Origin of the sequence: Verrucomicrobium sp. BvORR034, from assembly GCF_000739635.1 — a bacterium.
Taxonomy (GTDB): Bacteria; Verrucomicrobiota; Verrucomicrobiia; order Verrucomicrobiales; family Verrucomicrobiaceae; genus Verrucomicrobium.
Genome location: NZ_BATQ01000067.1, coordinates 62,853 through 89,394, shown reverse-complemented (window position 1 = coordinate 89,394; position 26,542 = coordinate 62,853). Strand labels below are relative to the sequence as shown.

Sequence of the window (26,542 nt, the reverse complement as noted above, 5' to 3'; positions counted from 1 at the left end):
GTTAACTTTGCCGATCACGAAGACCGATCACTCGGTTGGCGCTGCTGACGACGCAGGCGGCCCATCCCCCTGGCTTCCGCCTTCACCAGCCCCCTCGGCGGCAGGAGTTCCACCCTCAGCACCCAAGATTTCACCTTCGACTTTCTCTTCGTCGTCGGGGATGACCTTGGCCACATCCTGAATGGTTTCGCCTTCGCTCAGGTTCATGAGCTTCACGCCCTGGGCATTGCGGCCCGTCTGGCGAATGTCCGCCACCCGGATTCGCACGCTCTGGCCGCTGCTGGTCATGAGCATGAGCTCGTCTTCTTCATGCACCGCCATGGCCGCCACCACGTTGCCGGTCTTCTCGGTCACGTTCATGGTGGTCACGCCTTTAGCACCACGGTTGGTCTTGCGATATTCTTCAAACGGCGTGCGTTTGCCCAAGCCGTTCTCCGATACCACCAAAAGCTGTGCCGTCTCATCCACCGCCGTCAGGGAGACGACATGGTCGGTCTCACCTGGGCGAATGCCCATCACCCCGGCGGCAGCGCGGCCCATGGGGCGGATGTCCGTTTCCTCACACTTCACGCACATGCCCTCACTGGTGACGAGGCAGATCTCACTGGAGCCATTGGTGAGGATGACCTGGATCAGGTCATTTCCTTCATCCAGCTTCACTGCGATGATCCCGTCTTTGCGGATGTTCTTGAAGTCGGCCAGCTCGGTCTTCTTCACCGTGCCATCCTTGGTCGCAAACAGGACAAAGCGGTCAGAGCGCCACACGCCCTCATCGTGGTCACTGTCCGCTTCGAGACGGAGCACAGCAGCGATTTTCTCCTCTGCGCGGAGATTGAGCAGGTTCTTGATGCTTCGCCCCTTGCCAGTTCGCGCCATTTCAGGAACCTGATAAACACGCTCCACATACACACGACCGGTGTTGGTGAAGAACATCAAATAGTCATGCGCGCTCGCGGCAAAGAGGTGCTCCACAAAGTCGGCAGCATCATCTTCACCCGCCGCCTCCCGCGTCTCCATGCCTTTCAGGCCCTTGCCTCCGCGTGCCTGCGTGCGGAACTCGCTGGCCAGCGTGCGCTTGACGAAGCCACGGTGCGTGATGGTAACGATATTGCGCTCGTTGGCGATGAGGTCCTCAATGTTGATCTCGCCTTCCGCGGCTTCGATCTTGGTGAGACGCTCGGTGCCGTACTTGGCGCGGATGTTGCCCAGTTCATCCTTGATGATGGTGAGCACTCGGCTCTCCTTCGCCAGGATGTCCATCAGGTCCGTGATGGTATTGAGCAGAGCCTCGTAGTCAGCCTGAAGCTTTGTCCGCTCCAGCGCCGTCAGTTGATAGAGGCGCAGGTCGAGGATGTGCTTCACCTGAAGGTCTGTGAAGACATACCGGCCACTGCGAATGCTCGGTTGGGAGCGGATCAGGATCCCCAGCGACTGGGCGGCTTCCAAGGTGAAGGTGTAGGCCTTGATCCGGCTTTCCGCCTCGTCACGGCTCGAAGCCGTGCGGATCATTTTGATGAAGTCATCAAGCTGGCTCAGCGCCAACAGGAGCGCCTCCAGCTTCTCTGCATCGATCTCCGCCTGCTTGAGAAGGTACTTCGTGCGGCGAATGATCACTTCGCGGCGGTGCTCGATGTAGCAACTGATCGCATCTTTCAGCGAAAGCAGGCGCGGACGACGGTTGTCGATCGCCAGCATGTGCACGGAGAAGGTCGTCTCCAGCGAGGTCTGCTTATAGAGATTGTTCAGCACCACCTGGGGGCGGGCTTCACGACGCAGATCCACCACCACACGGGTATTTTCATCCGACTCGTCGCGGATGGCCGTCACTTCCGGGATGATCTTCTCAGAGGCCAGCTCGCCAATGCGTTTGCACAGTTCCGCGCGGTTCACACCATACGGAATGGCAGTGATGATGATCTGGGGCTTCGTGCCCGTTTCCGAGATTTCTGCATGGCCGCGGATACGCAGCGAGCCATGACCAGACTCAAAGTAGTCACGAATACCTGCGGTCCCCAGAAGAGTACAACCGGTGGGGAAGTCTGGGCCTCGCACGTACTGCATCAGTCCCTGCAGGGTGATGGCAGGATTGTCGATCTGCGCGCAAATGCCATCCACAATCTCCCGCAGATTGTGCGGAGGCAGGTTCGTGGCCATGCCCACGGCGATGCCGGTGCCGCCGTTGATCAGCAGGTTCGGGAACGCGGCGGGAAACACCACCGGCTCGGTGAGACGTTCGTCATAGTTGGGGACGAAATCCACCGTCTCCTTCTCCATGTCGTCCATGAGGTGCCCGCCCAAATGGGTGAGCCGGGCCTCCGTATAACGCATGGCTGCCGGAGGGTCACCTTCGACTGAACCGAAGTTTCCCTGCGGATGCACCAGCGGATCCCGCATGGACCACGGCTGCGCCATGTTTACCAGGGTGGGGTAGATCACCGCCTCCCCGTGCGGGTGGTAGTTCCCTGAGGTGTCACCGCAGATCTTCGCACACTTCATGTGCTTCTTCGGCGGATAGAGCGAGAGCTCGTGCATCGCATACAGAATGCGGCGCTGGCTCGGCTTGAGTCCGTCTCGCACGTCGGGCAGGGCGCGCGAAATGATGACGGACATGGAGTAGTCGAGGAAAGAACCTTTGAGTTCCTCTTCTACGTTGATGGGCTTGATGTTGTCTTCGCTCACAGGAAAAAGCAGTGCGATGTCGGTGCAGAGAACGCCGGTCTCACCGGCAGCTCTGCGGGGTCAGATGGTCAGCCGGGCGTCTGTCACACGTCCAGGTTGCGCACATTGAGCGCGTTCTCTTCAATGAAGATCTTGCGGGGCTCCACGACGTCCCCCATGAGAATCGTGAAGATGCGGTCCGCCTCGATCTCGTTCTCCTCATTGAGGCGCACCCTCAACAGTTTGCGCGTCTTCTGTTCCATGGTGGTCGTGTAGAGCTCCTTGGCGTTCATTTCCCCCAGACCTTTGAATCGGCGGATTTCAAGGCCACGGCGGCCGATGTTCATCACCCCTTCCAGAATGCCGGGCACGCTGAACACGGGGTGAACTCTCGCATTGTCCCCTTCACCTTCCACCAGTTCAAACAACGGCTTGTCCTGGCTGCTGTAGTGGTCCAGGGAGAGGCCCAGCTCAGAGAGCTGCCCCAGGAGCTTCTTGATGGAGTTTGCCTCGTGGATCTCCACGAGCCGGGCGCGACGAGTCCGTCCGTCCTTCACGGCCGGCTTCTCTGCCACCGCAGGTTCGGCACCTTCTGCGCCCTCGGCTCCAGCCACCACGGGAGCTGGCTCGATGGAGCGACCAAAGAGGCCCAGGTCGGCATTGGCGTGGGCGAACTCGGCAAGCTCCCGGTCACCCAGGAAATAACTCACCATCTCCTCATTGCCATCGCGAATGCGCACCAGGAAGGCGGGCATTGCCCCGGTCTCCTGATCCCGGCACTGGATGTACTTTTCAAAGTCGCCCCCGTTGCGCCGGATCACTTCATTGAACCGCGAGAGGCGGGACAGCAGGTCCAGGATGGGCTTCAGCTTGTCTTTCTCCATCATCGGATTCTCACCCGAATCCGTGAGCACTCGCAGGCGCACTTCTTCCGCGCCCAGGTCGATGAGGATGTGGTTCAACTCCCCGTCGTCCTGCACATATTCTTCGCGCTTGCGGCGCTTCACGAGGTAGAGCGGCGGCTGGGCGATGTAGATGTAGCCACGGCGCACCAGCTCGGGCATCTGGCGGCAGAAGAAGGTGAGCAACAGTGTGCGGATGTGCGAGCCGTCCACGTCAGCATCGGTCATGATGATGATCTTGTGGTAGCGGGCCTTGTCGAGCCGGAAGCTGCCTTCGTCCGCACCGTCACCGATCCCGGTGCCGATTGCGGTGATCATCGCCTGGATTTCGCGGTTCTGCAGCGCCTTGTCGAGCCGCGCCTTCTCCACGTTGATCAGCTTGCCTCGCAGCGGCAGGATGGCCTGCACGCGGCGGTCGCGGCCCACCTTGGCGGAGCCACCGGCGGAGTCACCTTCCACGATGAAGAGTTCGCTCTTCGCGGGATCGCGCTCCGTGCAGTCCGCCAGCTTGCCAGGGAGACCGCCGCCGGTCATCACGCTCTTGCGCACCGTTTCGCGCGCCTTGCGGGCGGCTTCACGCGCCCGGGCTGCCGTGAGAATCTTGTCGATGATGCGCTTGGCCACCCCTGGATTCTCATCCAGGTACTGCTGCATCCCCTCGTAAACCACGCTGCTCACCGCACCCTCCACTTCCCCGTTCACCAGTTTCCCCTTGGTCTGGGAATTGAAGCGCGGGTTCGGCAGCTTCACAGAAAGGATGCACACCATGCCTTCGCGGCAGTCTTCCCCGGTGATCGGCGGATCGCTCTCCTTCACCATTTTGTTCGCTTTTGCGAACTGGTTGATCGCCCGTGTCATGGCACTGCGGAAGCCGCTCAAGTGCGTGCCGCCGTCCGGGTTCGGGATGCTGTTGGCAAAGCACAGCATCTGCTCCGAGTAGCTGTCGTTATACTGCAGCACACAGTCCACAAAGCAGATGTCCTGCTTATCTTCCACCTCGACGGAGCGCTGTCCGCGCAGCACCACCGGCTTGTCATGAACCAGCGTTTTGTTGTCGCCAAGCTGCACCACAAACTCGACCACGCCGAACTTGTAGAAGAAAGTCTCCTCGCGGATGGGCTCAGGCCGCTCATCCCGCAGCACGATGATCACCCCTGGGTTCAGGAAAGCAAGCTCGCGAAGCCGGTTGACCAGCAACTCGAAACGAAACTCCGTGGTGATCGTGAAGATTTCGGCATCAGGAAAGAACGTGATCTTTGTGCCCGTCCGGGTGGGGTCTTCCAAATCGCCCACCACCGTGAGCGGTTCGACGGTTTTGCCACGAGCGAAGGAGATGGCATACACCTTGCCATCACGGAACACCTCGGCTTTGAACCACTCGGAAAGAGCGTTCACGCACTTGGCACCCACGCCGTGGAGACCACCAGAGTACTTGTATGCTCCCTGACCGAACTTGCCGCCGGCGTGCAGGTTCGTCATCACTAGCTCCACCGTGGGAATGCCGAACTTCGGGTGAACTTCCACCGGAATTCCGCGTCCGTCGTCTTCCACCGAGCAGGATCCGTCTGAATGAATCGTCACTGTGATGGTCTTGCAGAAGCCGGCCAGATGCTCGTCAATCGAGTTGTCCAGCACCTCAAAGACGCAGTGGTGGAGGCCTCGCTCGTCCGGGTCACCAATGTACATTCCCGGTCGCTTGCGAACCGCCTCCAGGCCCTCGAGTTTGTCAATTTGCTCCGCACCGTAGGCCTGATTGTCAGCGATGCCGGTGTTGAAGATCTCAGGGGTGTTATTGTCGTCGGACATGGGTCGTTGGCTCAAAATACCGACCCCGAAATGAGCGCTGCGGTCGCGAGCAGGCAAACCATCGTGCCATGCCGCAAATTAAGCGCCGCCAGCGGGGTAGATCAGTTTAGCGAGCGGGCACAAGAGCGCCAATTTTTTTTACGGTTTTGGGCGGGAAAACTGGTGGTTTTTCCCGGGAAAACACCCTCTGTTCCCCTTGTTTCCGCTGGTTCGTATCCAGAACGCCGTTACATACCCTCCCATGCACCCCGATACCGACTTCGATTTCGCCGTTTTAGGTGGCGGCAGCGCCGGTTACGCCGCCGCCCGCACCGCCGTCGCCCTGGGCCTGAAAACCGCCATCATCGACGGCGCAGAAGAGCTCGGCGGGCTCTGCATTCTGCGGGGCTGCATGCCCAGCAAAACCCTCATCGAATCCGCCAACCGCAACCTCGTCATCCGGAATGCTGCCTCTTTCGGCCTGCAAGCAACCTCCCAAGGGGTGGACACCCGGGTCATACGCCAGCGGAAACGGCACTTGATCGCCGATTTTGCCGGGTATCGCCAGCAGCAGATCAACGATGGCAGATTCACCGTCATTCGCGGAATGGCCCAGTTTGCCGAATCCCCTGACGATGCCGTGAATCTCAAGGTCACGCTCAAGGACGGCCAGATCCGCCGCCTGACGGCCGGGACAGCCTTGATCGCCACCGGATCGGTCATCAATGTGCCCTCCGTACCCGGCCTCCAGGAAACGGGGTACTGGACGAGCGACACGCTTCTGGACGCGGAGGACACCCCCTCCTCGTTCGCCGTGCTGGGCGGCGGTGCCATTGCCTTGGAAATGGCGCACTACCTGGAGGGAATCGGCCGCGAAGTGTCGGTGATCCAACGCAGCCCCCACCTGCTCACCGGTATGGACACCGATCTCGCCGCCGTGGTCCATGGTGCGTTTGAGAGACGCGGTATGGGCATTTTCTGCGGCACGCGTCTCCTTCGTATGGAAACTGCTCCGGATGGCAAAAAGCGCGTGTATTTTCAGCACGCCGGAGCGGAACAAGTGTCTGAAGCTGCGGAAATTTTAGTGGCTCTGGGAAGAACCCCGGCAACAGCCAATTTGGAAGCTGGAAACATCGGCATTGAGTTGGATCGAAAAGGGCAAATTCCGGTTTCTCCAGAAATGTTCACAAGCCATCCACGTGTTTTCGCCGCAGGTGATGTGACGGGTCCTTTGGAAGTGGTGCACCTCGCGATTCAACAAGGCGAAGTTGCAGCGAAAAACGCAGCAAGCACGCTGAAGAACCAGCCCTCCAAACACCGCATGGATTATCGTTGCAAACTCTTTGGAGTCTTCACTCATCCACAAGTTGCTGTTGTGGGACTTTCAGAGACAGAAGCACGTGAAAAACGCGTACCTTATCTCGTCGCCAGCTATCCCTTCAATGACCATGGCAAATCCATGGTGATGGATGAGATGGAAGGCTTTGTGAAGTTGTTGGGTGACCCTGAAACAGGAGAGATTTTGGGCGGCTCTGTAGTGGGTCCAGAAGCCACTGAACTCATCCACGAAATCGCTATGGCCATGCACCTTGGCGCCACTGCAGCCCAGGTGGCAACCGCTCCCCACTACCATCCAACACTTAGTGAAATATGGACTTATCCCGCAGAGGAGATTGCAGAACAAATGGATGCGAAAATTTGACCAAAGAAATAACTCCATGGGCCTCAAAAACATCCGAGTGATTGATTGACACCCTTCCCTCAGAATGATTACTTTTTCCTAATGCTGAAACAAATTATCGGACAACCCACGGAAGGCATGAAAGATGAACGGCGCAGCGATATTTCCGCCGCTTCTCCTGCCCACTCCGGCGCAGCACAATCCCCCTCTCCCACAACACAATCGCCAAGATCGTCAACCCAACCACTCATGACCACCAGCAAGAACGTTCTCGCCAACGACGTCGAAATCAAAGGATCCATTAAATTTTCTCACGACCTGATCATCGACGGAAAGATTGAAGGTGAAGTCAGTTCAGATGGCGCATTGACCGTTGGCGAAAATGCGTTGATCAAAGGCGAGATCAAAACTCGCGCAGTAACCCTTTTCGGAAAAGTCGAAGGCAATATAACCGTACAAGAACGTTGTGAACTCAAGTCGAATGCCGTACTGGTGGGCGACGTGACCGCAGCAACCTTGGCGATTGAAGAAGGAGCCACTTTCCTGGGCCGGTCCCAGGTGGGCAAAGGCGCTGCCGCCAAGGCAGCGAACAGCGGCGCGGGTGGCCCTCAGAAGCCCTAATCCCCAACCCTTTCTAAAGACGTGCTTGGAAAATTTCTAGTCAGAGAACCGAAAGACGAGAAATCCGCACTCTCAAAAAATCAAATCGAAGTCACTTGCCCCATTTGTGGCGCGGCTCAGCGTGAGCCGCGTCTGGTGGTGACGACCTTCTGCAAGAAGTGCGGGGAGCACCTGCGAATCGAAAAGCAGCGTGCGATTGCCTCGTCCCAGTGCAACCCGAATCCCAGCGCAGTCTTTCCTGCGGTGATGGATGCGTCGGCCAAGGATCCCCTCCTGGCCGAGCTAAGGAAGCCAGACGCCCCCGCCACCCCGGAGACCCTGCCATCCCAGCCTGAGACTCAGGCTCAGGAAGAATTCAAGGCGCTCCTCCCGACCGATGGCCCTCTTCAGGAGGAATTGCCTCTGGGTCTCGGCGATATGATGGGCTTCAAGGAAGCTGAACCTGCAGCACCATCACTGTATACTGGCGCTCAAACGCGCACCGGACTCCGTCAGCGACCTCAGCCCCAGCCGCAGGTCCCTGCGCCTCAGCCACTTGGACTCGCCGCGCTCAAAAAGCCGGCTTACCTGCAGCGCACAGAAATTTCAGAAAAAGCCGAACGCCCCAAGCCTACTGGCGAGGTGCAGGGTCCCATGGCCCAGAGCACTTTCCAGAAAATGAAGGAGCAAGGCTACTACCGCCAGCAGTACTTCAAGGAAGTCGAGTGCGGAAAGTGCCAGCACAAGTTCAAGGTCGGTCGTTCCGCCAAATCCACCACCTGCCCCTCGTGCTCCGCCACGATCTGCATGGAGGATTTCGACATCAATCTCGACTACAGCACCCCGATCGACACCCGTGGCGATGTGCTGATCCGCCGCAACGGCGTTGTGAAGACCACCGAAATCCGCTGCCGCGACCTTCGCGTGCAGCAGGGCCAGGTGAATGCCAGCCTCTTTTGCAGCGGGGACATCACGCTCAAGACCTCCGGCTTGATCGAAGGTGAAGTGCGGTGCAATCGGCTGGTGATCGAAAAAGGCAGCGAGGTCCAGTTCGCGAGAACCATCCAGGCCGCCGAAGTCGAGATCCAGGCCAAGGTCATCGGAAGCATCCAATGCACCGGCCGGGTCCTGCTCACAGGTACCGGCAGTGTTCAGGGTGACGTCACCGCCCGCTCCATCGGCATTGATCCCGGTGGCGAGCTCGACGGCTCCATGAATATTCTCCGGGTAGAGCCAAAAGTGGAACCCAGCGCGCCACGCCAGGTCAGCGCTTCATCGCTGGTCACGGGCTGCGGCCCAGCCCCCAAATCCACCCCCTGACGATTTTCGAACCCGAAGCATCTGCTTCGGGTTCGTTTTTTTCGGGCAGTCTGGACACCCCCTCCCGGGACGCTCCGGTTCGGCTCAACCGCGCCAAAGCAGGACCTGGCGGCATGGATCACAATTTTTAGCTGCCTGTTGAGCCCAATGCCACTCGGCTCGGGTTTTTTGAAACTATCCATTGGGCGTGAGCCCCTTACAGCCACCGGACCCAGGAGTCAGCACAGGCTTGTCACGGCTACGGCCAATCCCTTGATCCGCGGTTGCGGCTTGCAGATTGGTGCATGCGTACCATATTCAGCATGGTTCAAATCGCCGCCCCAAGTATCACCGAGGAGATTCTTCGGCTGAAAAAGCAACGCAACGCCATTATCCTTGCTCACAACTATCAGAGTCGTGAGATTCAGGAACTGGCCGATTTCGTGGGCGACTCCCTCGGCCTCGCTTACAAGGCCAAGGAAACCAAAGCGGACGTGATCTGCTTTTGCGGCGTTCACTTCATGGCGGAGACCGCCAAGATTGTGAATCCGGAAAAGATTGTCGTCCTGCCTGACGCCAACGCCGGCTGCTCGCTTGAGCAAAGCTGCCCTGCCCCGCAGCTTGAGAAGTTCCTCGAAATCCACAAGGAGAAGAACTACTACGTCATTGCCTACATCAACTGTAGCGCTGGCGTCAAAGCCCTCAGCGACTGCATTTGCACCAGCGGCAATGCGGTGAAGATCGTTGAAGCAGCCCCCAAGGATCGCCCCATCCTGTTTGTGCCAGATCAGAATCTCGGAGCCTGGGTCATGGAGCAGACCGGCCGCAAGATGGATCTCTGGCAGGGAGCCTGCTACGTGCACGTGGAATTTACCCGCGACAGCATCAACCAGATCAAAGCGGAATACCCGGACGCCAAGGTCGTCGCCCACCCAGAATGCACCTATGCCGTGCGCCTCCTCGCCGACGAAGTCTGCAGCACGGAGAAAATGGTGCACTACTGTCGCGACAGTGAGGCCGAGAGCTTCATCATCGTGACAGAAAGCGGCATGCTGCACCGCCTGGAGAGGGAGGTGCCCAACAAGCGCTTCATCCCCGGTCCCACCGGCCACTGCCGCTGCGCCGACTGCCGCTACATGAAGATGAACAATCTCGAGAAGCTTCACGACTGCCTGCTCAACCTGCGCCCGCAGGTGGAAATGGCCGAAGAGGTGCGCAAGCGCGCCGAGAAGCCCATCTTGCGGATGCTAGAGCTGAGCCGCTAGAGAGTTTAATTTCCACGAACTATGTTGAGGGAGACGAAGGGACCCACACCCCGACGTCTCCCTTTTTGTTTCCTCTCCCTCCCCTGACCTTATGAGCACCTGGTTGACCATCGTCATTGCCGCACCGTTGCTCATCCTTTGGGCTCTGCACGAGCTGGGGTGGAATGCACCCGTCGCAAAAGCGCTGTGTGCGGTAGTCGGAGTTGTGACCGTGGGCCACTGGCGGCCCAAAGCAGAACAGCTGGACGATTCCGCTGCCATCGCCATCTCAGGTGCGGGCCTTGGAGTTCTGACCTTGCTGATTGGGATTTTTATTTCCTGAATCCTGGTTCCAGTATTACGAAGTACTGGGCAACCTCTTCGAAGGCGATTCCTTCTCAGGCGCACTCGCAGCTGCATTCGTGAGAGTGCGGTTCACGCATCAAACGTCCCACGACGACGCCACCGCTCAAGCCCGTCCATCGGCCTGAGCACCACCTCACAGCCTCAACCTACTGGCGCACTTCCTCGGGAGCCTCAAGCACTTCACGCGCCGCCTTTTCCTCTTCGTCTTCAGGCAACAGTTCGACACGCTTGAAATGAAGCTGGGCCACACGACGAGCCTCAACCTTGGTGGCGGTGACCTCATAGTTCTCAATCCGCAGCATCTCACCCTGCTTGGGGAAATGCCCGAGGAAATGAGTCACATAGCCACCGACAGTGGTGACCTCATCACTCTCCAGCTCGAGATCCGTCAGATCATTGAGCTCATAGAGGTTGAGCATGCCTTCCACTTCGAACTCCTCGGTGTTGATACGGCGAAACTCAGGCTTCACCGGAAGGTCGAATTCGTCCTGGATGTCACCCACGATTTCTTCCACGACGTTGTCGAGCGTCACAATACCCACGCCGCCGCCGTACTCATCCACCGCCAGCGCAAGGTGGGCGTGCTTCTCCAGGAAAAACTTCAGGAGCTTGTCGATGGGCATCATCTCCGGCACCAGCAGCAACTCGCGCTTGATCCGGCGCAGATCGCTGCCGTCCTTACCACCCTCGTGAACGAGTTTCAGAATGTCCTTGATGTGCACGAGGCCGATGGTGTGGTCCAAATGGCCTTCCACCAGCGGAAACCGCGTATGCTTGGACTCAATGGCGAGCTTCAAGCTGGACTCGAAGGGTTCATCCACATCCAGGGAAATCACATCCTTGCGCGGCGTCATGACATCGCGAACCGCGCGATCATTCAACGCCAGGGCGTTCAGCACAATGTGCTTTTCGGTCTCGGTTACTTCCTCGGACCGCTGACTTTCCGCGACGATGTGCTTGAGCTCCTCTTCAGAGTGCACGCGCTCCCCTTCCGCCACAGGGTCGAGTTTGAAAACCACACGGAGAATCCAGTTGGCGGTGCCATTGAGGAGGAAGATCGCGGGCTTGAGCACCACATAGAAGAGGTGCAGCGGCCGGCTGATCAGCAGCGTGGTGGCCAGGGCCTTGCGAATGGCCATGGACTTGGGAGTCAACTCGCCCAGCACCACGTGTAGGAAGGTGATGATGGCAAAGCCCGCGCCCCAGCCGATCCCCCGCACCACCGCTTCATTCTCCAAGCCCACCTTAAACAAAAGTGGCTGGAGCATATGGGAAAGGTACGGCTCACCCAGCATGCCCAGGGCGATACTGGCAAGGGTGATGCCAAGCTGTGTAGCAGAAAGATAAGCGTCCAAATGACGCGTCACCGAGCGGGCGAACTTGGCACCGCGATTGCCTTCGTCGATCTCCTCCTGGAGCTGACTGTCGCGGACCTTGACGATCGCGAACTCCGCGGCCACGAAGAAGCCGTTCAGGAGCACAAAGAACATGATCACCGAGATCTGCCACAACACCTGGCTCCCGGTGAGATGCCACTCCCGCACCACCGGTTCGGCGGCGCTGGCGAGGACAATAGTGGAAAGAGAGAGAATCATGAGTCGGCGCGAAGCGTTTTCCGCGCCTCAACAGTGTCAAAGTTTTTCGTAAGATCCATCACAACGCTTCTCGAGGATGGTAAATCCTGCACTTTTGGCGTCGGAAACGGACATCGGTTTCGATACCCGGGGGGTGTTCACGGAGGTGATTACTTTCCTCACCGGCGTTTTGCACAGTGGGCACTCCGTAAGAGCAGGCCGGCTGATGGGACGTCGCAAATCAAACCCCTTGCTGCAGCGGGGGCAGCCGTCTTCAGGTTTGGTGGCGATGTAGTGGTAGGTCGGCATCTACAAAAACAAAGGTGCTGCGTCGCAGCACCTTCGCAAAGTCAATTTGATGTAACCTGAACTGAAATTACCAGCTGGATTTGGTCACACCGGGAATGAGCCCTGCGGAAGCCATTTCGCGGAAGGTCAGACGGGACATCTCAAAGCGGCGAATGAACGCACGACGACGACCGGACACACGGCAGCGGTTCACGAGGCGAGTCGGGCTGGCGTCGCGGGGAAGCATGGAGAGACCCACGTAGTCACCCTTAGCCTTGAGTTCTTCGCGAAGTTTCGCGTACTTCTCAACCGTCTTTTGTTTGCGCTTGTTGCGTTCGATCCAGCTCGTTTTAGCCATAGAGCTTGCCAAGATATATAAAACCTGTCGGCGCGCAACCTAAAATGAAGATTGTTTGCGCTTTCTTTTCGGCCTGCTGAGCGGAATCCGGACATTTTCCCTCCAAAGAACGGCCTTGCAATCCCTTTTAATTCCCCCGGATCCCTCTGGATCCCGACGAGGGTTTCTGGCGAGCGTCACGCTGACTCTGGCGATTCTGAAAACGATTCGTCGGAAAGACAAAAAGATCTGGCAAGCCTGCCAATCCCGGCTATGCCATTCAGCATGACTATCGGAATGATCATCGCAGTATGTTTTCTGGTCGCGGGGGCCTTTGCATTCACATATCTGAAGAAAGGTTCAATGTAATCGGTCATGAGTACCCGCATTGAAAAAGACAGCATGGGCGAGATGCCCGTGCCCGCTGAAGCCCTCTACGGTGCCTCCACCCAGCGTGCCGTGCTCAATTTCCCCGTGAGCGGCCGGCCGGTCCCCTACCCGGTGGTGCACGCCTATGGCCTCATTAAGTGGGCCGCCGCCAAGGTGCATGCCGACCTCGGCATCCTTGCCGCTGACAAGGCTGCTTTGATCGAACAGGCCGCCCTGGAAGTCGCAGCCGGAGATCTGGACGCCCATTTTGTGCTGGACACGTATCAGACTGGCTCCGGCACGAGCACTAACATGAACGCCAATGAGGTCATCTCCAACCGGATCTGCCAGATCGCTGGCAAGCCAATTGGTGCCAAGGACCCCGTTCATCCGAATGACCACGTGAACATGGGGCAGTCGTCCAACGACACCTTCCCCACTGCCATCCACGTCGCCGTCGCCCAGGAGTTGCTCAACAAGCTTGTCCCCTCCCTTCAGAAGCTACAGGCTTCCCTCGAAGCCAAGAGCAAGGAGTTCTGGGATGTCCTCAAAATCGGTCGCACCCACCTTATGGATGCGACCCCGGTTCGTCTCGGGCAGGAATTCAAAGGGTTCGCCCGTCAGGTGGAACTCGCCGTGGATCGCTCCCACAAGGCCATCAACGCCATTCTCGAGTTGCCTCTCGGCGGCACCGCAGTGGGCACGGGCCTGAACTGTCACCCTGATTTCCCGGCCAAAGCGATCGCGCTCCTCGCAGAGAAGACCGGAATCGCCTTCCGCGAGGCCAAAGACCACTTCGAAGCCCAGTCCGCCAAGGACGCCCTCGTTGAAGCCAGCGGCCAGCTCAAGACCATCGCCACCAGTCTCTTCAAGATCGCCAATGACGTGCGTTGGCTCAGCAGCGGCCCCCAGTGCGGCATTGGTGAAATCTCCCTCCCCGCTACTCAGCCCGGCAGCAGCATCATGCCCGGCAAGGTGAACCCGGTGATGTCAGAGAGCCTCATGCAGGTCTGCGCCCGCGTGGTGGGCAATGACGCCACGGTCACCTGGTGCGCGGCCAACGGCAACTTCGAGCTCAACGTGATGATGCCCGCTCTGGCAGCCGCTCTACTCGAAAGCATCGAACTGCTCACGAACGCCGCCGGCATCTTCCGCGAGCGTTGTGTGGATGGCATCGAAGCCAAACGCGAGCGGTGCGCCGAGCTCATTGAATACAGTCTCGCCATGGTGACCGGCCTGAACTCGAAGATCGGCTACGACAAGGCCTCCGTGATCGCCAAGCTTTCTGCCAAGACTGGCACTCCGGTCCGTCAGTTGTGCCTGGAGCGCCTGGAGGAATTGGGCATCACCGAAGCAGAGCTGACCGAAGCCCTGGATCCCGCCCGCATGACGGCACCAGATGCAGGCATGGTCGGGGCCGGTGGCGGCTAGTCTGCCCGTCACGATCTGCCCCTAAACTTGAAGGGTCAAAGTAGGCATTCGCCACTTTGACCCTTTCTTTTTGCCGCAGGGTCGAAGCCGTGCAGCAAAAGCAACTCCCAAAACTTTAGTCGGCGGAGCGCAGAGACATGCCCGTCACCAGTTCCGAGCGGAAGGTCATCTGCCACGGGACTTTGATCCCCGCCTCGCGCGCCATCGCCACCAGTTCCGGGAGCGAGTCTGCGGTCATCTTTTCCATGATCCGGCGGCGGTGAATCTTGATAGTCGCCTCTGTCGCCCCCAGGGCCTGGGCGACGGAACGGTTGGACATCCCGCGAATGAGCAGTTCCAACACCTCCATCTGACGCTGAGTCAGCGATGAAACCCGGGTGTGCGCCTCCTTTTGTATGGCTCGTTTGGTCGCCAGGTTTGCCGAGCGCTTGAGCGCCAGACTGACCGCATCCATCAGGGGTTCACGCTGCACAGGCTTGGAAAAATAATCCACTGCCCCCATTTTCATGGCGGCAACACAGGCCTCGACGCCCTGCCTCGCCGTCACAAACACCATTTGATCGCTGCGCCCTCGCTCCTTGAGGTGTCGCTGCAGTTCGATCCCGGTCATGTCCGGAAGATCCACTTCAAGGATCACACACACAGGGCTGGCAGCGTGGCATCCAGACAGGAATCCCCTGCCGCTAGAGTACGTTTCCGCTTGATACCCAGCTTCATCCAGCCATTCCAGTATCCGGAACCTTCCAGAAACGTCCGGATCGACCACGCAGACCTTTGCGCTAGAGATTTTCATTTTGTCGCCTCGTCAGGTTGTTGCATCCCGATGGAAATCTTGGAAACGGCAACTAAATCGCCGTCATAAGAAATTGGTGAGTAGGGAGTTGCGCTCACGCTGGCGATTGTGTTCGCAAGCAATCAATTTGTGAAATGCATTGTACGTATGTGTTCCATGCACTAACCGTATGGCATGGATCTCCGTTCCCTTGGCGTGTTTGTCGAAGTGGTGCGCCGTGGCGGCTTCACGGCGGCGAGTTCCAAGGTGGCGCTGACCCAGCCTTCCATCAGCCGGGTGATTAAGCAGCTTGAGGATGACATAGGCCAGGTCCTGATCACCCGTCAGCATCGATCCATCGTGCTGACCGACGCCGGCAAGATCCTGTTTCGACACGCGCAGAACCTCCTGCGGGATCACGCCGCACTCGAAACAGAGCTGGCGGACCTCGCAGGGTTGAAGCGAGGGGTTCTGACGCTCGGCATCCCTCCCCTGAGCGGCACGCTCTTTGTTCCGCTGATCAAACGTTACAAGAAGACCTATCCGGACATTGAGCTCGTTCTGTTCGAGAAGGGATCCAAGGCCACCGAGCGCGCCCTGCTAGGCGCAGACATGCAACTGGGCACCCTGATCCTGCCCCTGGACTCCGCATTGTACGACTCCGTCCCCTTTTTCCACGATCGTCTCGCGCTTGCAGCACCGCTCCATTCCCATTGGGCCAAGCGGGAAAGCGTGACACTGAAGGAGCTCAAAGACGAGCCGTTTATTATTTTTCCAGAGGATTTCGCCCTCAACGACACGGTGCGCAACGCCTGCGCAGCGGCGGGATTCACTCCAGAAATCGCTGCCAGCAGCAGTCACTTCTCCCTGATTGCGGGGTTGATCGACAGCGGTGTCGGCATCTCCCTGCTTCCCATGTCCGTGGTACGAGGGACCAACGCCGTGGCCGTCATCCGCCTGGAGGAACCCGACATTCAGTGGAATATCGCCATCGCTTGGTGTCGGGATTTCTACCTGTCGCACGCGGCCAAGGCTCTAGTCAATCTGGTGAAGGCACATCCCGTCGATCCCTGATCTGGGACGACTAGGCATCGACCTACCATAGTCATCACATCGACATACGCCAAAAGGCGTATGCGAGAGAAACTTCCGTCCTGCGGACAGGCATGTTCGCTGCTGCGGCATTCTATTTTCTCCACTACTTTTCCTCGATTGATCGGATCACTTTCTGGCATTATTCGCTTTCTTAAATTTTCCAATCCACCTCACGTCATCTCCCTCCCAGTGTTGAAGTCGCGCCCCTGCTCCCCTGTCCCCAAGATTACCTCGCTCGCCATTGCCAGCCTTATGGGATTGGCCCTCGTCACCCCCGCCAGCATCCTGGCCGGTGAGCCAGTACTCTCCTCAGAAAAGGCCGTAGGCACGCTCCCCGTTCAGCCCCCCGGCTCGGACAAGTTCATCAACATTTCCACCACAAGTCTTTGGTACCTGTATGGCTTCAACTGGGACAAGCCTTTCGCCTCCAGTCATGAGCGGGACCTGATCACTCTGGAACACTACCAGGACAACGCCTGGGGGGATCTTTTCTTCTTCACAGACTTCACCAACCTCACCACGGAAGGACGAGGCCACCCGGAAACAGGTTTTGACCTCTACGGCGAAGTAAACCCCAGGCTCAGCCTGGGCAAGCTCACCGGCAAATCCTACCGTTTTGGTCCGGTGAAGGACATCTACTTCTACTCGGGCATGTTGGAGTTTGGCACCTCCGACTCCCTCGCCAACATCAACCGGAGCTTCGGCGCACAGCTGGATAAAACCCAGCTCCGTCAGCTCCACGGCATGGCGCTGGAGCTCGACCTTCCGGGGTTCGCCTACTCCAGCATCAACTTCTTCTGGCGGGATGACTTCGACATCAGCGGCAGCACCTGGCAGATCACCTACGTGTGGGGCATCCCCTTCCGCCTGGCAGGCTGCGATTTCATGTTCAGAGGCTTTGCCGACTACAACGGTGCGGAAGGTGAACTGGCAGAGTCCTTTCACACCAGCCCCCAGCTCATGATGGACCTTGGGGCCAAGCTGTTTGGCAAGAAGTCCAAACTGTGGATCGGCACCGAGGTGGACATCTGGGTCAATGAATATGGCCTGAAGGGGCAGCACGATGTCGTGCCGCAGGCAGTGCTGGAGTTCGAGTTCTAACGATTGTCCAGCGCGCCCCTGAGTTGCGCAAAATCTGCGCGACATCCCCCAAAGTGTGCTGTTCTATGGTGCCAGGACTCTCTTACAGTCGTCCCCTTTCCTCAGCAGCTCTTTCCCGCAACCGGCCCATGCAATTGACCATCAATGGCAATCCCGCCGAGGTGGCCCCACGACCGGGACAGTGCCTGAGAACCTTGCTTAGAGAGCACGGCTGGTATGGAGTGAAAAAAGGGTGTGATGCCGGTGACTGCGGTGCCTGCACGGTCTGGGTGGATGACAACCCGGTGCACAGTTGTCTCTACCCAGCCTTCCGGGCGAAGGATCGTCATATCACCACCATCGAAGGGCTGTCCCCAGAAAATGGCACCCTGCATCCGATGCAGGCGCAGTTCCTGGCGGCCCAGGGGTTTCAGTGTGGATTTTGCACCGCAGGCACGATCATGACTGCCGCCGCGAAAGGCGGTGCCATGCGCACGCCTATGGAGAGGGTCCTGAAAGGGAACCTCTGCCGGTGCACCGGCTACCGGGCCATTCGGGATGCCATTGAAGGACGTCGTCACGTGCAGGAAGACTTGCCCGGTGCCAGCGTGGGCCGCAGCCTGGGCAGCCCGCTGGGCCCCGCTCTGGTCACGGGTCAGGCCCGCTTCACGGCCGATGAGCCCCCGCTTCCTGGTCTGTTGCATCTGAAGGTGGTGCGCTCTCCCCATGCGCATGCCCAGGTGCTGGCCATTCGGAAAGAGGCCGCCCTTGAGGTGCCGGGAGTGCACAGCATCTTCACCTGGGAGGATGTGCCGCAGCATCGCCCTTTCACCAGCGCCACACATGATGACTATCACGTGGATCCGGATGACACCCTCATGCTGGACCGGGTGATGAGATTCGTCGGGCAACGTGTCGTGTTGGTGGCGGCCGACTCTGAACAGGCTGCCGCTCTCGCCTGCGACAAGATTGAGGTGGACTACGAGATACTGCCTGCCGTGTTTGATCCCGAGGAGGCCATGCGCCCCGACGCTCCGATCCTGCACCATGGCAAAGACGCCGCCTCACGCATCTCCCACCCGGAGCGCAATGTGCTGCGGGAGATCCACGGCGAGAATGGCAACGTGGCCGCAGGGTTCGAGGAAGCAGACGTCATCGTGGAGAACACCTATGCCACGCACCGGCAGCCGCACGTGACTCTGGAGACGCACAACAGTCACAGCCACCTCTCGCCAGACGGGCGGCTGCATGTGCGCACCAGCAGCCAGACGCCCTTCCTGACGAAGGTAAAGCTGGTGTACCTGTTTAACCTCTATCCCGAGAATCTGCATGTGTACACCGAGCGGGTGGGCGGCGGCTTCGGCGGCAAGCAGGAGGTGTTGACCGAAGACCTCTGCGTCTTGGTGACCCTCAAGACAGGACGGCCCGCCCGTTGGGAGTTCACCCGTGAGGAGGAGTTCACCGCCACCACCACGCGGCACCCCTTCCGTGTGAAGGTGAAACTTGGCGCACGACGCGACGGCACGCTCACGGCCATGAGCATGCGGGTAGTGACCAACACGGGCGCCTACGGCAATCACGGCGGCGAGGTGCTGGGCCATTCGCTCAACGAGGCCTTTGCCGTGTATCGCTGCCCCAACAAACAGGCGGACGGCTATGCGGTGTACACGAACTGTGTCCCCGCGGGCGCCTTCCGGGGATATGGCCTCACACAGACCGCTTATGCCGTGGAGTGCGCCATGGATGAACTGGCCAGCACCCTCGGCATGGTGCCAGCCGCTCTCCGGCGGAAAAACATGATCCAGCCCGGGGACACGCTCTTGAGCATCTGGCCCCATCCCGGCGATTTGGAGATCGGCAGCTACGGTCTGGCCGAATGCCTCGATCTGGTGGAAGCAGCGCTTGCCAGCGGCCGCGGGGAACCCGTGCCGCAGAGCCCAGAGTGGTGCACCGGGCAGGGTCTGGCACTAGCCATGCTGGACTGCGGCCCGCCCACTGAGCATCGCTCTGAGGCTCGCATTGATCTCCTCGCTAATGGGTCCTATCAGGTCGCCATCGGGTCTGCGGAGTTCGGCAGTGGCTCGCTCACTGTACAACGGCAGATTGCGGCAACTGTTTTGGGGTGCCCGGTCGAATCAGTCAAAATGGTCACTGCGGACACGGACAAGACACCCTACGACACCGGCACCTTTGCCAGCACTGGCACGCTGGTGGGCGGCGGCGCGGTGCTCGCTGCGGCCAAGGTGCTGAAGGAACAGCTCCTCCGGCTCGCCAGCCGCTACACAGGACAACCGATTGACTCCTGCCAGCTCTCTGGGGCCGCTGTTGATTGTGCGAACCATCCCCTTCCTTTGAGTGAATTGCTTGCACGGGCTGAGAAGGAGGGACATCGCCTCAGCGCTGTCCGTCGTGCCTATGCCGCGCCCAGATCGGTGGCCTTTAATGTCCATGGCTTTCGCGTAGCTGTGCATCGCATCACCGGTCAGGTCCGCATCTTGCAGAGCGTGCATGCCGCAGACGCCGGGCAGGTGCTCAATCCCATGCAATGCCGCGGGCAGGTAGAAGGCGGCGTGGCCCAAGGCATAGGCTGGGTGCTCAGAGAGGACATGCAGCTCACTCCGGAGGGGCGCATCGCCAACCCCACGCTGCGCCACTTCCGCATCCCGGCCATGGCGGATCTGCCCGAGACTGAGGTGTACTTTGCGCATACGCACGACCGCATCGGCCCCATGGGGGCCAAGCCCATGAGCGAGAGCCCGGTCAATCCCGTGGCTCCGGCCCTGGCCAATGCCATTGCCAACGCTACCGGCATCCGTTTCACCGATCTCCCCCTCACTGCTCCGCGGCTGTACCCAACGCTTGCCCACCGTCCCACTCTACCTGCACAAGACATCGCCCTCTCATGACGCCTCCCCGTCCCGCCACCTCTGGTTTCCTCGAACGCCGCTTTCAGCTCTCGCGTCATGGCACGTCGGTGAATCGTGAGATCATCGCCGGCTGCACCACCTTCGCGGCCATGGCCTACATCCTGGTGGTGAATCCGCAGATCCTCAAGGACGCGGGCATGCCCCAGGCCGCCGTGGTGACGGCCACAGCGCTGGCCGCCGCTGGAGCCAGCCTGTTGATGGCGTTTCTTGCCAACTTCCCCCTCGCCCTCGCTCCGGGCATGGGGATCAACGCCTTCTTCGCTTACACGGTGTGTCTGACGATGGGCGTCCCGTGGCAGAGTGCCCTGGCGCTGGTGTTTGTGAATGGGTGCATCTTTCTGCTCCTCTCAGTGACAGGCATGCGAGAACGCATCGTCAACGCCCTGCCCAACTCTCTGAAAGCGGCGGTCTGCGCCGGCGTCGGGCTCTTTATAGGGTTCATTGGATTGAAAAATGGCGGCCTGGTAGTGGGGCACCCGCACACCTTTGTGACTCTGGGTGACATCTCAAACCCGTCGGTGGCCCTCTTTGGCGTGGGCGTGCTGCTCACCTGTGTGCTGGTGGCCAGGGGCACTCCGGCAGCCATCATCATTTCGATGGCCGTCATCACGGTCATCGGTTTCTTCCTGCCGGATGGCAAGGGCGGAAAAATCACCCAGATGCCAACCAGCATGCTGTCTCTGCCTGCCTCCATTGAGCCGACCTTTCTCAAGCTGGACTTCACCTTCCTCCTGAAGGAACCCGCCAAGGCCCTGCCCGTCATCATGACGCTGCTGCTCGTGGACCTCTTTGACAACATCGGCACGCTCATTGGGGTGACGAAGCGTGCCGGACTGATGGACAAGAACGGCCACGTGCCCGGCCTGTCCAAGGCTCTGACGGCCGACTCCCTGGCCGCCATCCTCAGCTCTCTGTTGGGGACATCTACTGTGGTGAGCTACATCGAGAGCGCCACCGGCGTGCAGGCGGGCGGACGCACCGGCCTCACCTCCGTGGTGGTGGCTGTGCTCTTCCTTCTCGCCCTGTTCCTGACGCCCCTCATCCTCATGATCCCCGGTGTGGCCGTGGCCCCCGCCCTGGTGGTGGTGGGCATCCTCATGTTTGAAAGTGTGAGCGAGATTGATCTCACCCGGTTCGAGGTATCCGCCCCCGCCATCCTGACACTCATGGCCATGCCCATGACCTTCAGCATCAGCACCGGCATCGGCATCGGCCTCATCGCGCTCACCGTCATCTCCCTGGGCACCATGAACCGCAAGGGCAAGGCCTCCGCCGTGACGGAGCTTCATCGGGAGTTCGAGGAAGATCCGCCCGCCCGTCCGCGTGACCTGACCCCCTTCACCTACGCCCTGGCCCTCATCTTCCTGCTCCACTTCTTCGAGAAGTGGTTGTTCAAGGTGATGGAAAAGTAGGAGCCACCCCACCTCTCATTTTCGATGCCCACGCTCCTGGTTCGCAATGCCGCCATGCTCGTCACCATGGACGGGCAGCGTCGTGAACTGAAGGATGCGGGACTCTATGCGGTGGATGGCATCATCCAGCAAATGGGTGCCAGCGCCTCACTGCCGACGACGGCGGATGAGGTTTTGGATCTGAGCGGTCAGATCGTGCTACCGGGATTCGTCAACACCCACCATCACCTCAACCAAACGCTGACCCGCTGCCTGCCCGCCGCACAGGACAACAATCTCTTTCCCTGGCTCCAAGCCCAGTATCGAATCTGGGCAGGCACCACAGAGGCGGCCTCCCGCACCAGCACGCTGGTGGGTCTGGCCGAGCTGGCACTTTCCGGCTGCACCACGGTGTTTGACCACACCTACCTCTACCAGAGCGGCAACAACGTGGATTGCCAGATTGAGGCGGCCCGGCAGTTGGGGGTTCGCTTTCATGCCAGCCGGGGGTCCATGTCGTTGGGCCAGTCTCAAGGCGGTCTGCCACCCGATGACTGCGTGGAGGACGAGGCCTTTATCCTCACCGACAGCGAACGCGTCATCCGCACCCACCACGATCCAAAGGTGGGTTCCATGACCCAGGTCGTCCTGGCCCCCTGCTCCCCTTTTTCAGTAAGCACGGGACTGCTAAGAGACTCGGCAGCTTTGGCCCGCCAGCACGGTGTGAAACTGCACACCCACCTCTGCGAGACCTTGGATGAGGAGCGCTACACGCTCCAACGCTTTGCCATGCGTCCCGTGGAGTGGATGGAGACGCTCGGCTGGCTGGGTGACGACGTATGGTTTGCGCATACGGTGCATGTCAGCGATTCAGAGATCCAGCGCTTTGCTCAAACTGGCGTGGGGGCCGCCCACTGCCCCTGCTCGAACATGCGGCTGGCCTCCGGCATTGCCCCCATCAAGAAGTACCTTGCAGCGGGAGTGAAGGTAGGCCTGGGCGTGGATGGCTCCGCCAGCAACGATGCCTCCAATATGTTGCTGGAAGTGCGCCAAACGATGCTGCTCGCCCGGCTGGCCCTGGGGCTGCGTCCTGCCGATCTGCCGCCACCTCCTCCAGAAGACTGGATGACCGCACGGGAGGCATTAGAACTGGCCACCTTGGGCGGAGCAAAGGTGCTCGGTCGTCAAGACATCGGTTCCCTCGAACCTGGGAAATGCGCAGACTTTTTCACTCTGGACCTGCACACCCTGAACTACGCAGGAGCGCTGCATGATCCGGTGGCAGCCATCGTGTTTTGCGCTCCCCAGCGCGTGCGGCACACCATTGTGCATGGACGCCCGGTAGTGAAAGACGGTCTGGTCGTGACAGTGGACATGCCGCCCGTGATTGAGGAGCACAACCGCCACGCTTCAAGGTTGGCCAGTGCAGTGTAGCTTTCCAACGGGATCCTCAACCCAGCGCGTTGCTTTCAACGCTCAGTTCCAGAATCCTCTCATACGCCCCAGGCACATTCATGTCGTCCAGCCACCAGCTGGACTCCAGTTCCAGCACTCGTCTTGGGATGTGAATCTCCCGCAGATAGTCCCGCATCGTTGCTGCGGGAGTCGATGCCAGACCAGCGAAGACCGAATACGGCAAAACCACTGGGTGCCCACGTCGACCTCCACTTTGAGGCTGGCAGATCTCGTCAACATGAACCGCCGCCAGATCCATGAGACGTCGCGCAGCGGTGAGTGGAAACTGCGGCTGATCCACCAAGATCACCGCCACGCTTTGAAGGTCCTTCTGCCAATGCGGCCAGGCGGAAGCGATACGCAAGGACGACATCATACCATCCTCCGGTTGGTCATTCGCAATCACATCCACCCAGTTCAAGCACCTCAGTTCGTCCAATACCGCATTGTTGGCGGGATCAACCACCATCGCAACCTGCTGAGCCCCTGCCAAGTTCCAAACGCTCTGATGATGCGCCAGCACCGTCCCTTTTCGCCATGGGAGCAACGCTTTGGGACGCCCCATCCGCCGGGACGCCCCGGCAGCCAGCACGAGAACCCCAAAACGATGGCTGCAATTTTTCACGATCTAGCGTAGATCATTCCGGTCATTCCTCACCTTAAAAACCGGCGCGTCCAAGCATGGATCTCCATCACATCACCGCCCAGCAATCTCCCCAGACTCCGGACGAAGTCCAGACCTGGGAACCCGGGCTCGCTTGGTTGGCAGGTGGCACCTGGCTGTTCTCTGAGCCGCAACCAGTCCTGCACACCCTGCTGGACATGGGGAACTTCAACTGGCCATCTCTCCAAGCCGTTGAGGAGACTGGACTGGAAATCGCCGCGACCTGCACCATCGCCCAACTGCATGCCTTCGGCGGCAGCACCGGTGTTCCCGCTTCCTGGCAGGCCTTCCCGCTCATCCAGACTTGCTGCGAATCGCTTCAGTCCTCTTTCAAAATCTGGAACGAAGCCACCGTGGGGGGCAACCTATGCCTGGGACTCCCGGCTGGTGCTCTTATCTCCCTGGCGGTGGCGCTGGAAGGCACTTGCGTCCTTTGGCCCCGTCAGGATCTTCCGCGATCCGTCTCCGCGCTCGAGTTCGTCACTGGCGTGCAGCAGACGGTTCTTCGGCCCGGCGAACTCCTCCGCAGCATCCACCTGCCTGCGTCGGCATTGCGGAAACAACCCGCTTTCCGCCGTTTCTCCCAGACGCAGGAAGGGCGGTCCTCCGCATTGCTCATCGGCACCCGTTGCCCGGTCACAGCAGAGATCCTCCTCACCATCACCGCCGCCACCGTCCGCCCGGTGCAACTCCGGTTTGCCACCCCACCCGGAGCCCGGGACCTGGCTGCCAGCCTGGAGGCAGCGATTCTTCCCACTGCTTATTTCAGTGATCCCCACGGCACCGCGGACCACCGCCGTCATCTGGTGCACTATTTTGCCCCGCAGATCATCGAGGAACTGGCCTGACATCCGCTGTCGTTCATCTCCGCGCTTCTGCCATGAACGACACCCACGCCACTCTGATCTGCACCCTCCCCGCCCGCACCGGTACCGGCATCAACCGGGCCGTATCCTCATGGCAGATCCGGTTTCATACCAAGGTGATCCGGTTTGAGGGGTTCATGAGCGCAGATCTCCTGCCCCCACCTCATTCGAACAGCCGGGATTGGAAACTCATTGTCCGATTCCGCACGCCGGATCAACTTGACCATTGGATGCACTCTGCCGAGCGGAGCTGGCTCATTGCCGAGGCAGAGGAACTGCTGGCGGACGGCGCGGTCTTTTCAGAAATCCTTCCCGAGAAGGAGGAAACCTCCCATCCGGGAGGCGTCACCGAGATTATTCGCTCCCAGATCCGCCCCGGCATGGAGGAGGCCTACCGCCTCTGGACCCGACGCACTCAGGAGGCGCAGGCACGGTTCGAGGGATTTCGCGGCGTGCACATCATCGCCCCCACCCCAGGCAGCGGCTCCTCCGAATGGACTACCCTCCTGCGCTTTGATTCGGAGGCCAATCTGGATCGCTGGCGTCACTCCCCCGAGCGCTCCGCCCTCTTGGAAGAAGCACGCGAGGTCATCCACAAGACCGAAGCCACCCGCCTCAAGTCTCCCTTCCCCGGCTGGACTCCCATTGATCCCAAGACCGGAGCCGCTCCACCCCGCTGGAAGACCGGACTCCTCGTCCTGGTCGGTCTCTATCCCCTGGTGATGATCAATCTCAGCTACGTCCGCCCCCTGTTTGGCAGTCTGGACATCACGCTCGTCACCCTCATGCTCAACATCCTTACCGTCGCCGCCACGACCTATATCACCATGCCGTTTTTGGTCGGGCGATTCAGTTGGTGGTTGATGCCCGCAACGGGAGAAACAGCCCACCTTTCCAAAGGCACCCTCAAAGGCCTTGGCATGATAGCAGGCATCTTGTTGATCGAAGCCACGACTTTCTGGCTCTTGCATTGACCTCATCCCGCCAAATTGAGCCACACCAAAAGCGCTGTGTTTTTCAGATAGTGAATGACGGAGACAAACCAGATGCTGCGTTTGGTGTAGAGAAAGATGGCTGAAAACATCATGCCAGCGAAGACATAATACGGGAATTCCTGCACGCCGTAGTTCAGGTGTCTCATTGCAAAGATGGCAGACGAAATCAACATAGCCAAGGGCAGCGCGTAGCGCCACGGCCGGGCCAGCCACTCGATCCGCTGAAGGAAGTAGGCGCGATAGAGAACCTCTTCCACGACCGCCCAGATCGGAAAGATGAGAAAGGCAAAAAGGTATCTCACCTGGGGATGTCCAATCATCGTCTTGATCGCGTTTGCCTCGGGAGCTGTTCCCCACAAGGCATGGCTGACACGGGCGAAAATCTCTGTAGCGAGAAAGGCGACAACCAACACCACCGCCAGCTGCCACAGGCAACGTCTCCAGTTGGCAGGCCATTCGAAGTTGAGGCTGCCCAGCCCACCGTTGAGCCAAAGCAACAGTACCGCGATGATCGCCAGACAGGGCGGGTTGCTATGAAGATTGGTGAGAGAGATCTCAACCCGCCCCCACGAGATGGTGGTGATGGCCTGAATCCAGCGGTCTGAAAGGAACATGGCCCCGAAGAGGACAAACTCGGCAAGGATCTTCCATCGAGAAGGGCCATCCGCCGCCACTGGCAGATCCCTCACGTCTTGAGGCACGGATTGGTTCAGCGCGTCTTCAGATTCCTTGTCACTCCCGGGGTTTGGTGGAGACCTATTCA

The 26,542-nt window shown here is 59.5% G+C and carries 21 protein-coding genes; 13 read left to right on the top strand and 8 right to left on the bottom strand.

From position 1 onward, the window contains the following. Positions 1-27 precede the first annotated feature (27 nt). Together gyrA and gyrB are read right to left on the bottom strand one after the other, a co-directional pair. On the bottom strand, positions 28-2,679 hold the full coding sequence (gene gyrA, locus BV034_RS12270; protein WP_265592915.1) for a DNA gyrase subunit A: 2,652 nt from the start codon (positions 2,677-2,679) through the stop codon (positions 28-30). 83 nt (positions 2,680-2,762) lie between these two features. Further along, on the bottom strand, positions 2,763-5,366 hold the full coding sequence (gene gyrB / locus BV034_RS12265) for a DNA topoisomerase (ATP-hydrolyzing) subunit B (protein WP_050027301.1): 2,604 nt from the start codon (positions 5,364-5,366) through the stop codon (positions 2,763-2,765). 241 nt (positions 5,367-5,607) lie between these two features. On the opposite strand from gyrB, the gene BV034_RS12260 reads away from it, so the two are divergent. The 5 genes from BV034_RS12260 (at position 5,608) to BV034_RS12240 (ending at position 10,512) form a co-directional block, all read left to right on the top strand. Next, entirely contained in the window at positions 5,608-7,047 is a 1,440-nt protein-coding gene (locus tag BV034_RS12260) for an FAD-dependent oxidoreductase (protein WP_050027300.1), read from the top strand. An 81-nt stretch (positions 7,048-7,128) separates the two neighbouring features. After that, the gene (locus BV034_RS12255) at positions 7,129-7,647 is read left to right on the top strand and encodes a polymer-forming cytoskeletal protein (protein WP_265592914.1); all 519 of its coding nucleotides are present in this window, start codon (positions 7,129-7,131) and stop codon (positions 7,645-7,647) included. A 138-nt stretch (positions 7,648-7,785) separates the two neighbouring features. Beyond that, on the top strand, positions 7,786-8,946 hold the full coding sequence (locus BV034_RS12250) for a polymer-forming cytoskeletal protein (protein WP_265592913.1): 1,161 nt from the start codon (positions 7,786-7,788) through the stop codon (positions 8,944-8,946). A 284-nt stretch (positions 8,947-9,230) separates the two neighbouring features. Then, positions 9,231-10,190, top strand: coding sequence for a quinolinate synthase NadA (gene nadA, locus BV034_RS12245; RefSeq protein ID WP_050027297.1), 960 nt, complete (start codon positions 9,231-9,233; stop codon positions 10,188-10,190). A 91-nt stretch (positions 10,191-10,281) separates the two neighbouring features. After that, a complete protein-coding gene (locus BV034_RS12240; protein ID WP_050027296.1) occupies positions 10,282-10,512 on the top strand; it encodes a hypothetical protein in 231 nt (76 codons plus the stop codon). Between the two features lie 169 nt (positions 10,513-10,681). Here the strand turns inward: BV034_RS12240 and BV034_RS12235 are convergent, their stop codons facing one another. The 3 genes from BV034_RS12235 to rpsN form a co-directional block, all read right to left on the bottom strand. After that, entirely contained in the window at positions 10,682-12,130 is a 1,449-nt protein-coding gene (locus tag BV034_RS12235; protein ID WP_050027295.1) for a hemolysin family protein, read from the bottom strand. Between the two features lie 36 nt (positions 12,131-12,166). Beyond that, complete coding sequence (locus BV034_RS34700; RefSeq protein WP_081887760.1) at positions 12,167-12,418, bottom strand: FmdB family zinc ribbon protein; 252 nt, start codon at positions 12,416-12,418, stop codon at positions 12,167-12,169. A 67-nt stretch (positions 12,419-12,485) separates the two neighbouring features. After that, on the bottom strand, positions 12,486-12,755 hold the full coding sequence (rpsN, locus tag BV034_RS12230; RefSeq protein ID WP_009963265.1) for a 30S ribosomal protein S14: 270 nt from the start codon (positions 12,753-12,755) through the stop codon (positions 12,486-12,488). Positions 12,756-13,109: 354 nt separating this feature from the next. On the opposite strand from rpsN, the gene BV034_RS12225 reads away from it, so the two are divergent. After that, complete coding sequence (locus BV034_RS12225) at positions 13,110-14,534, top strand: class II fumarate hydratase (protein ID WP_050027294.1); 1,425 nt, start codon at positions 13,110-13,112, stop codon at positions 14,532-14,534. Positions 14,535-14,649: 115 nt separating this feature from the next. Here the strand turns inward: BV034_RS12225 and BV034_RS12220 are convergent, their stop codons facing one another. Continuing rightward, the gene (locus BV034_RS12220; protein WP_050027293.1) at positions 14,650-15,327 is read right to left on the bottom strand and encodes a response regulator; all 678 of its coding nucleotides are present in this window, start codon (positions 15,325-15,327) and stop codon (positions 14,650-14,652) included. A 174-nt stretch (positions 15,328-15,501) separates the two neighbouring features. Here BV034_RS12220 and BV034_RS12215 point away from each other — a divergent pair, with 174 nt between their 5' ends. The 5 genes from BV034_RS12215 to BV034_RS12195 all read left to right on the top strand — a co-directional run bounded on the left by BV034_RS12215 (position 15,502) and on the right by BV034_RS12195 (position 23,233). Then, complete coding sequence (locus BV034_RS12215; RefSeq protein ID WP_050027292.1) at positions 15,502-16,380, top strand: LysR family transcriptional regulator; 879 nt, start codon at positions 15,502-15,504, stop codon at positions 16,378-16,380. A 213-nt stretch (positions 16,381-16,593) separates the two neighbouring features. Further along, a complete protein-coding gene (locus tag BV034_RS12210) occupies positions 16,594-17,502 on the top strand; it encodes an outer membrane protein OmpK (protein ID WP_265592912.1) in 909 nt (302 codons plus the stop codon). A 128-nt stretch (positions 17,503-17,630) separates the two neighbouring features. Then, complete coding sequence (locus tag BV034_RS12205) at positions 17,631-20,387, top strand: molybdopterin-dependent oxidoreductase (RefSeq protein ID WP_050027290.1); 2,757 nt, start codon at positions 17,631-17,633, stop codon at positions 20,385-20,387. Next, entirely contained in the window at positions 20,384-21,820 is a 1,437-nt protein-coding gene (locus BV034_RS12200; protein WP_050027289.1) for an NCS2 family permease, read from the top strand. Before BV034_RS12205 ends, BV034_RS12200 begins: the two co-directional genes overlap by 4 nt. Positions 21,821-21,844: 24 nt before the next feature. Beyond that, the gene (locus BV034_RS12195; protein ID WP_050027288.1) at positions 21,845-23,233 is read left to right on the top strand and encodes an 8-oxoguanine deaminase; all 1,389 of its coding nucleotides are present in this window, start codon (positions 21,845-21,847) and stop codon (positions 23,231-23,233) included. Between the two features lie 16 nt (positions 23,234-23,249). Here the strand turns inward: BV034_RS12195 and BV034_RS12190 are convergent, their stop codons facing one another. Beyond that, positions 23,250-23,879: an NTP transferase domain-containing protein gene (locus BV034_RS12190; RefSeq protein ID WP_265592911.1), complete on the bottom strand. Its 630-nt coding sequence runs from the start codon at positions 23,877-23,879 to the stop codon at positions 23,250-23,252. Positions 23,880-23,935: 56 nt separating this feature from the next. Between BV034_RS12190 and BV034_RS12185 the strand changes: the two genes are divergently transcribed. Continuing rightward, complete coding sequence (locus BV034_RS12185) at positions 23,936-24,766, top strand: FAD binding domain-containing protein (protein ID WP_050027286.1); 831 nt, start codon at positions 23,936-23,938, stop codon at positions 24,764-24,766. A gap of 32 nt (positions 24,767-24,798) precedes the next feature. Beyond that, entirely contained in the window at positions 24,799-25,758 is a 960-nt protein-coding gene (locus BV034_RS12180; protein ID WP_050027285.1) for an antibiotic biosynthesis monooxygenase, read from the top strand. Positions 25,759-25,760: 2 nt separating this feature from the next. On the opposite strand, the gene BV034_RS12175 is transcribed toward BV034_RS12180, so the two are convergent. Further along, on the bottom strand, positions 25,761-26,468 hold the full coding sequence (locus BV034_RS12175) for a CPBP family intramembrane glutamic endopeptidase (RefSeq protein WP_050027284.1): 708 nt from the start codon (positions 26,466-26,468) through the stop codon (positions 25,761-25,763). Positions 26,469-26,542: the final 74 nt, after the last annotated feature.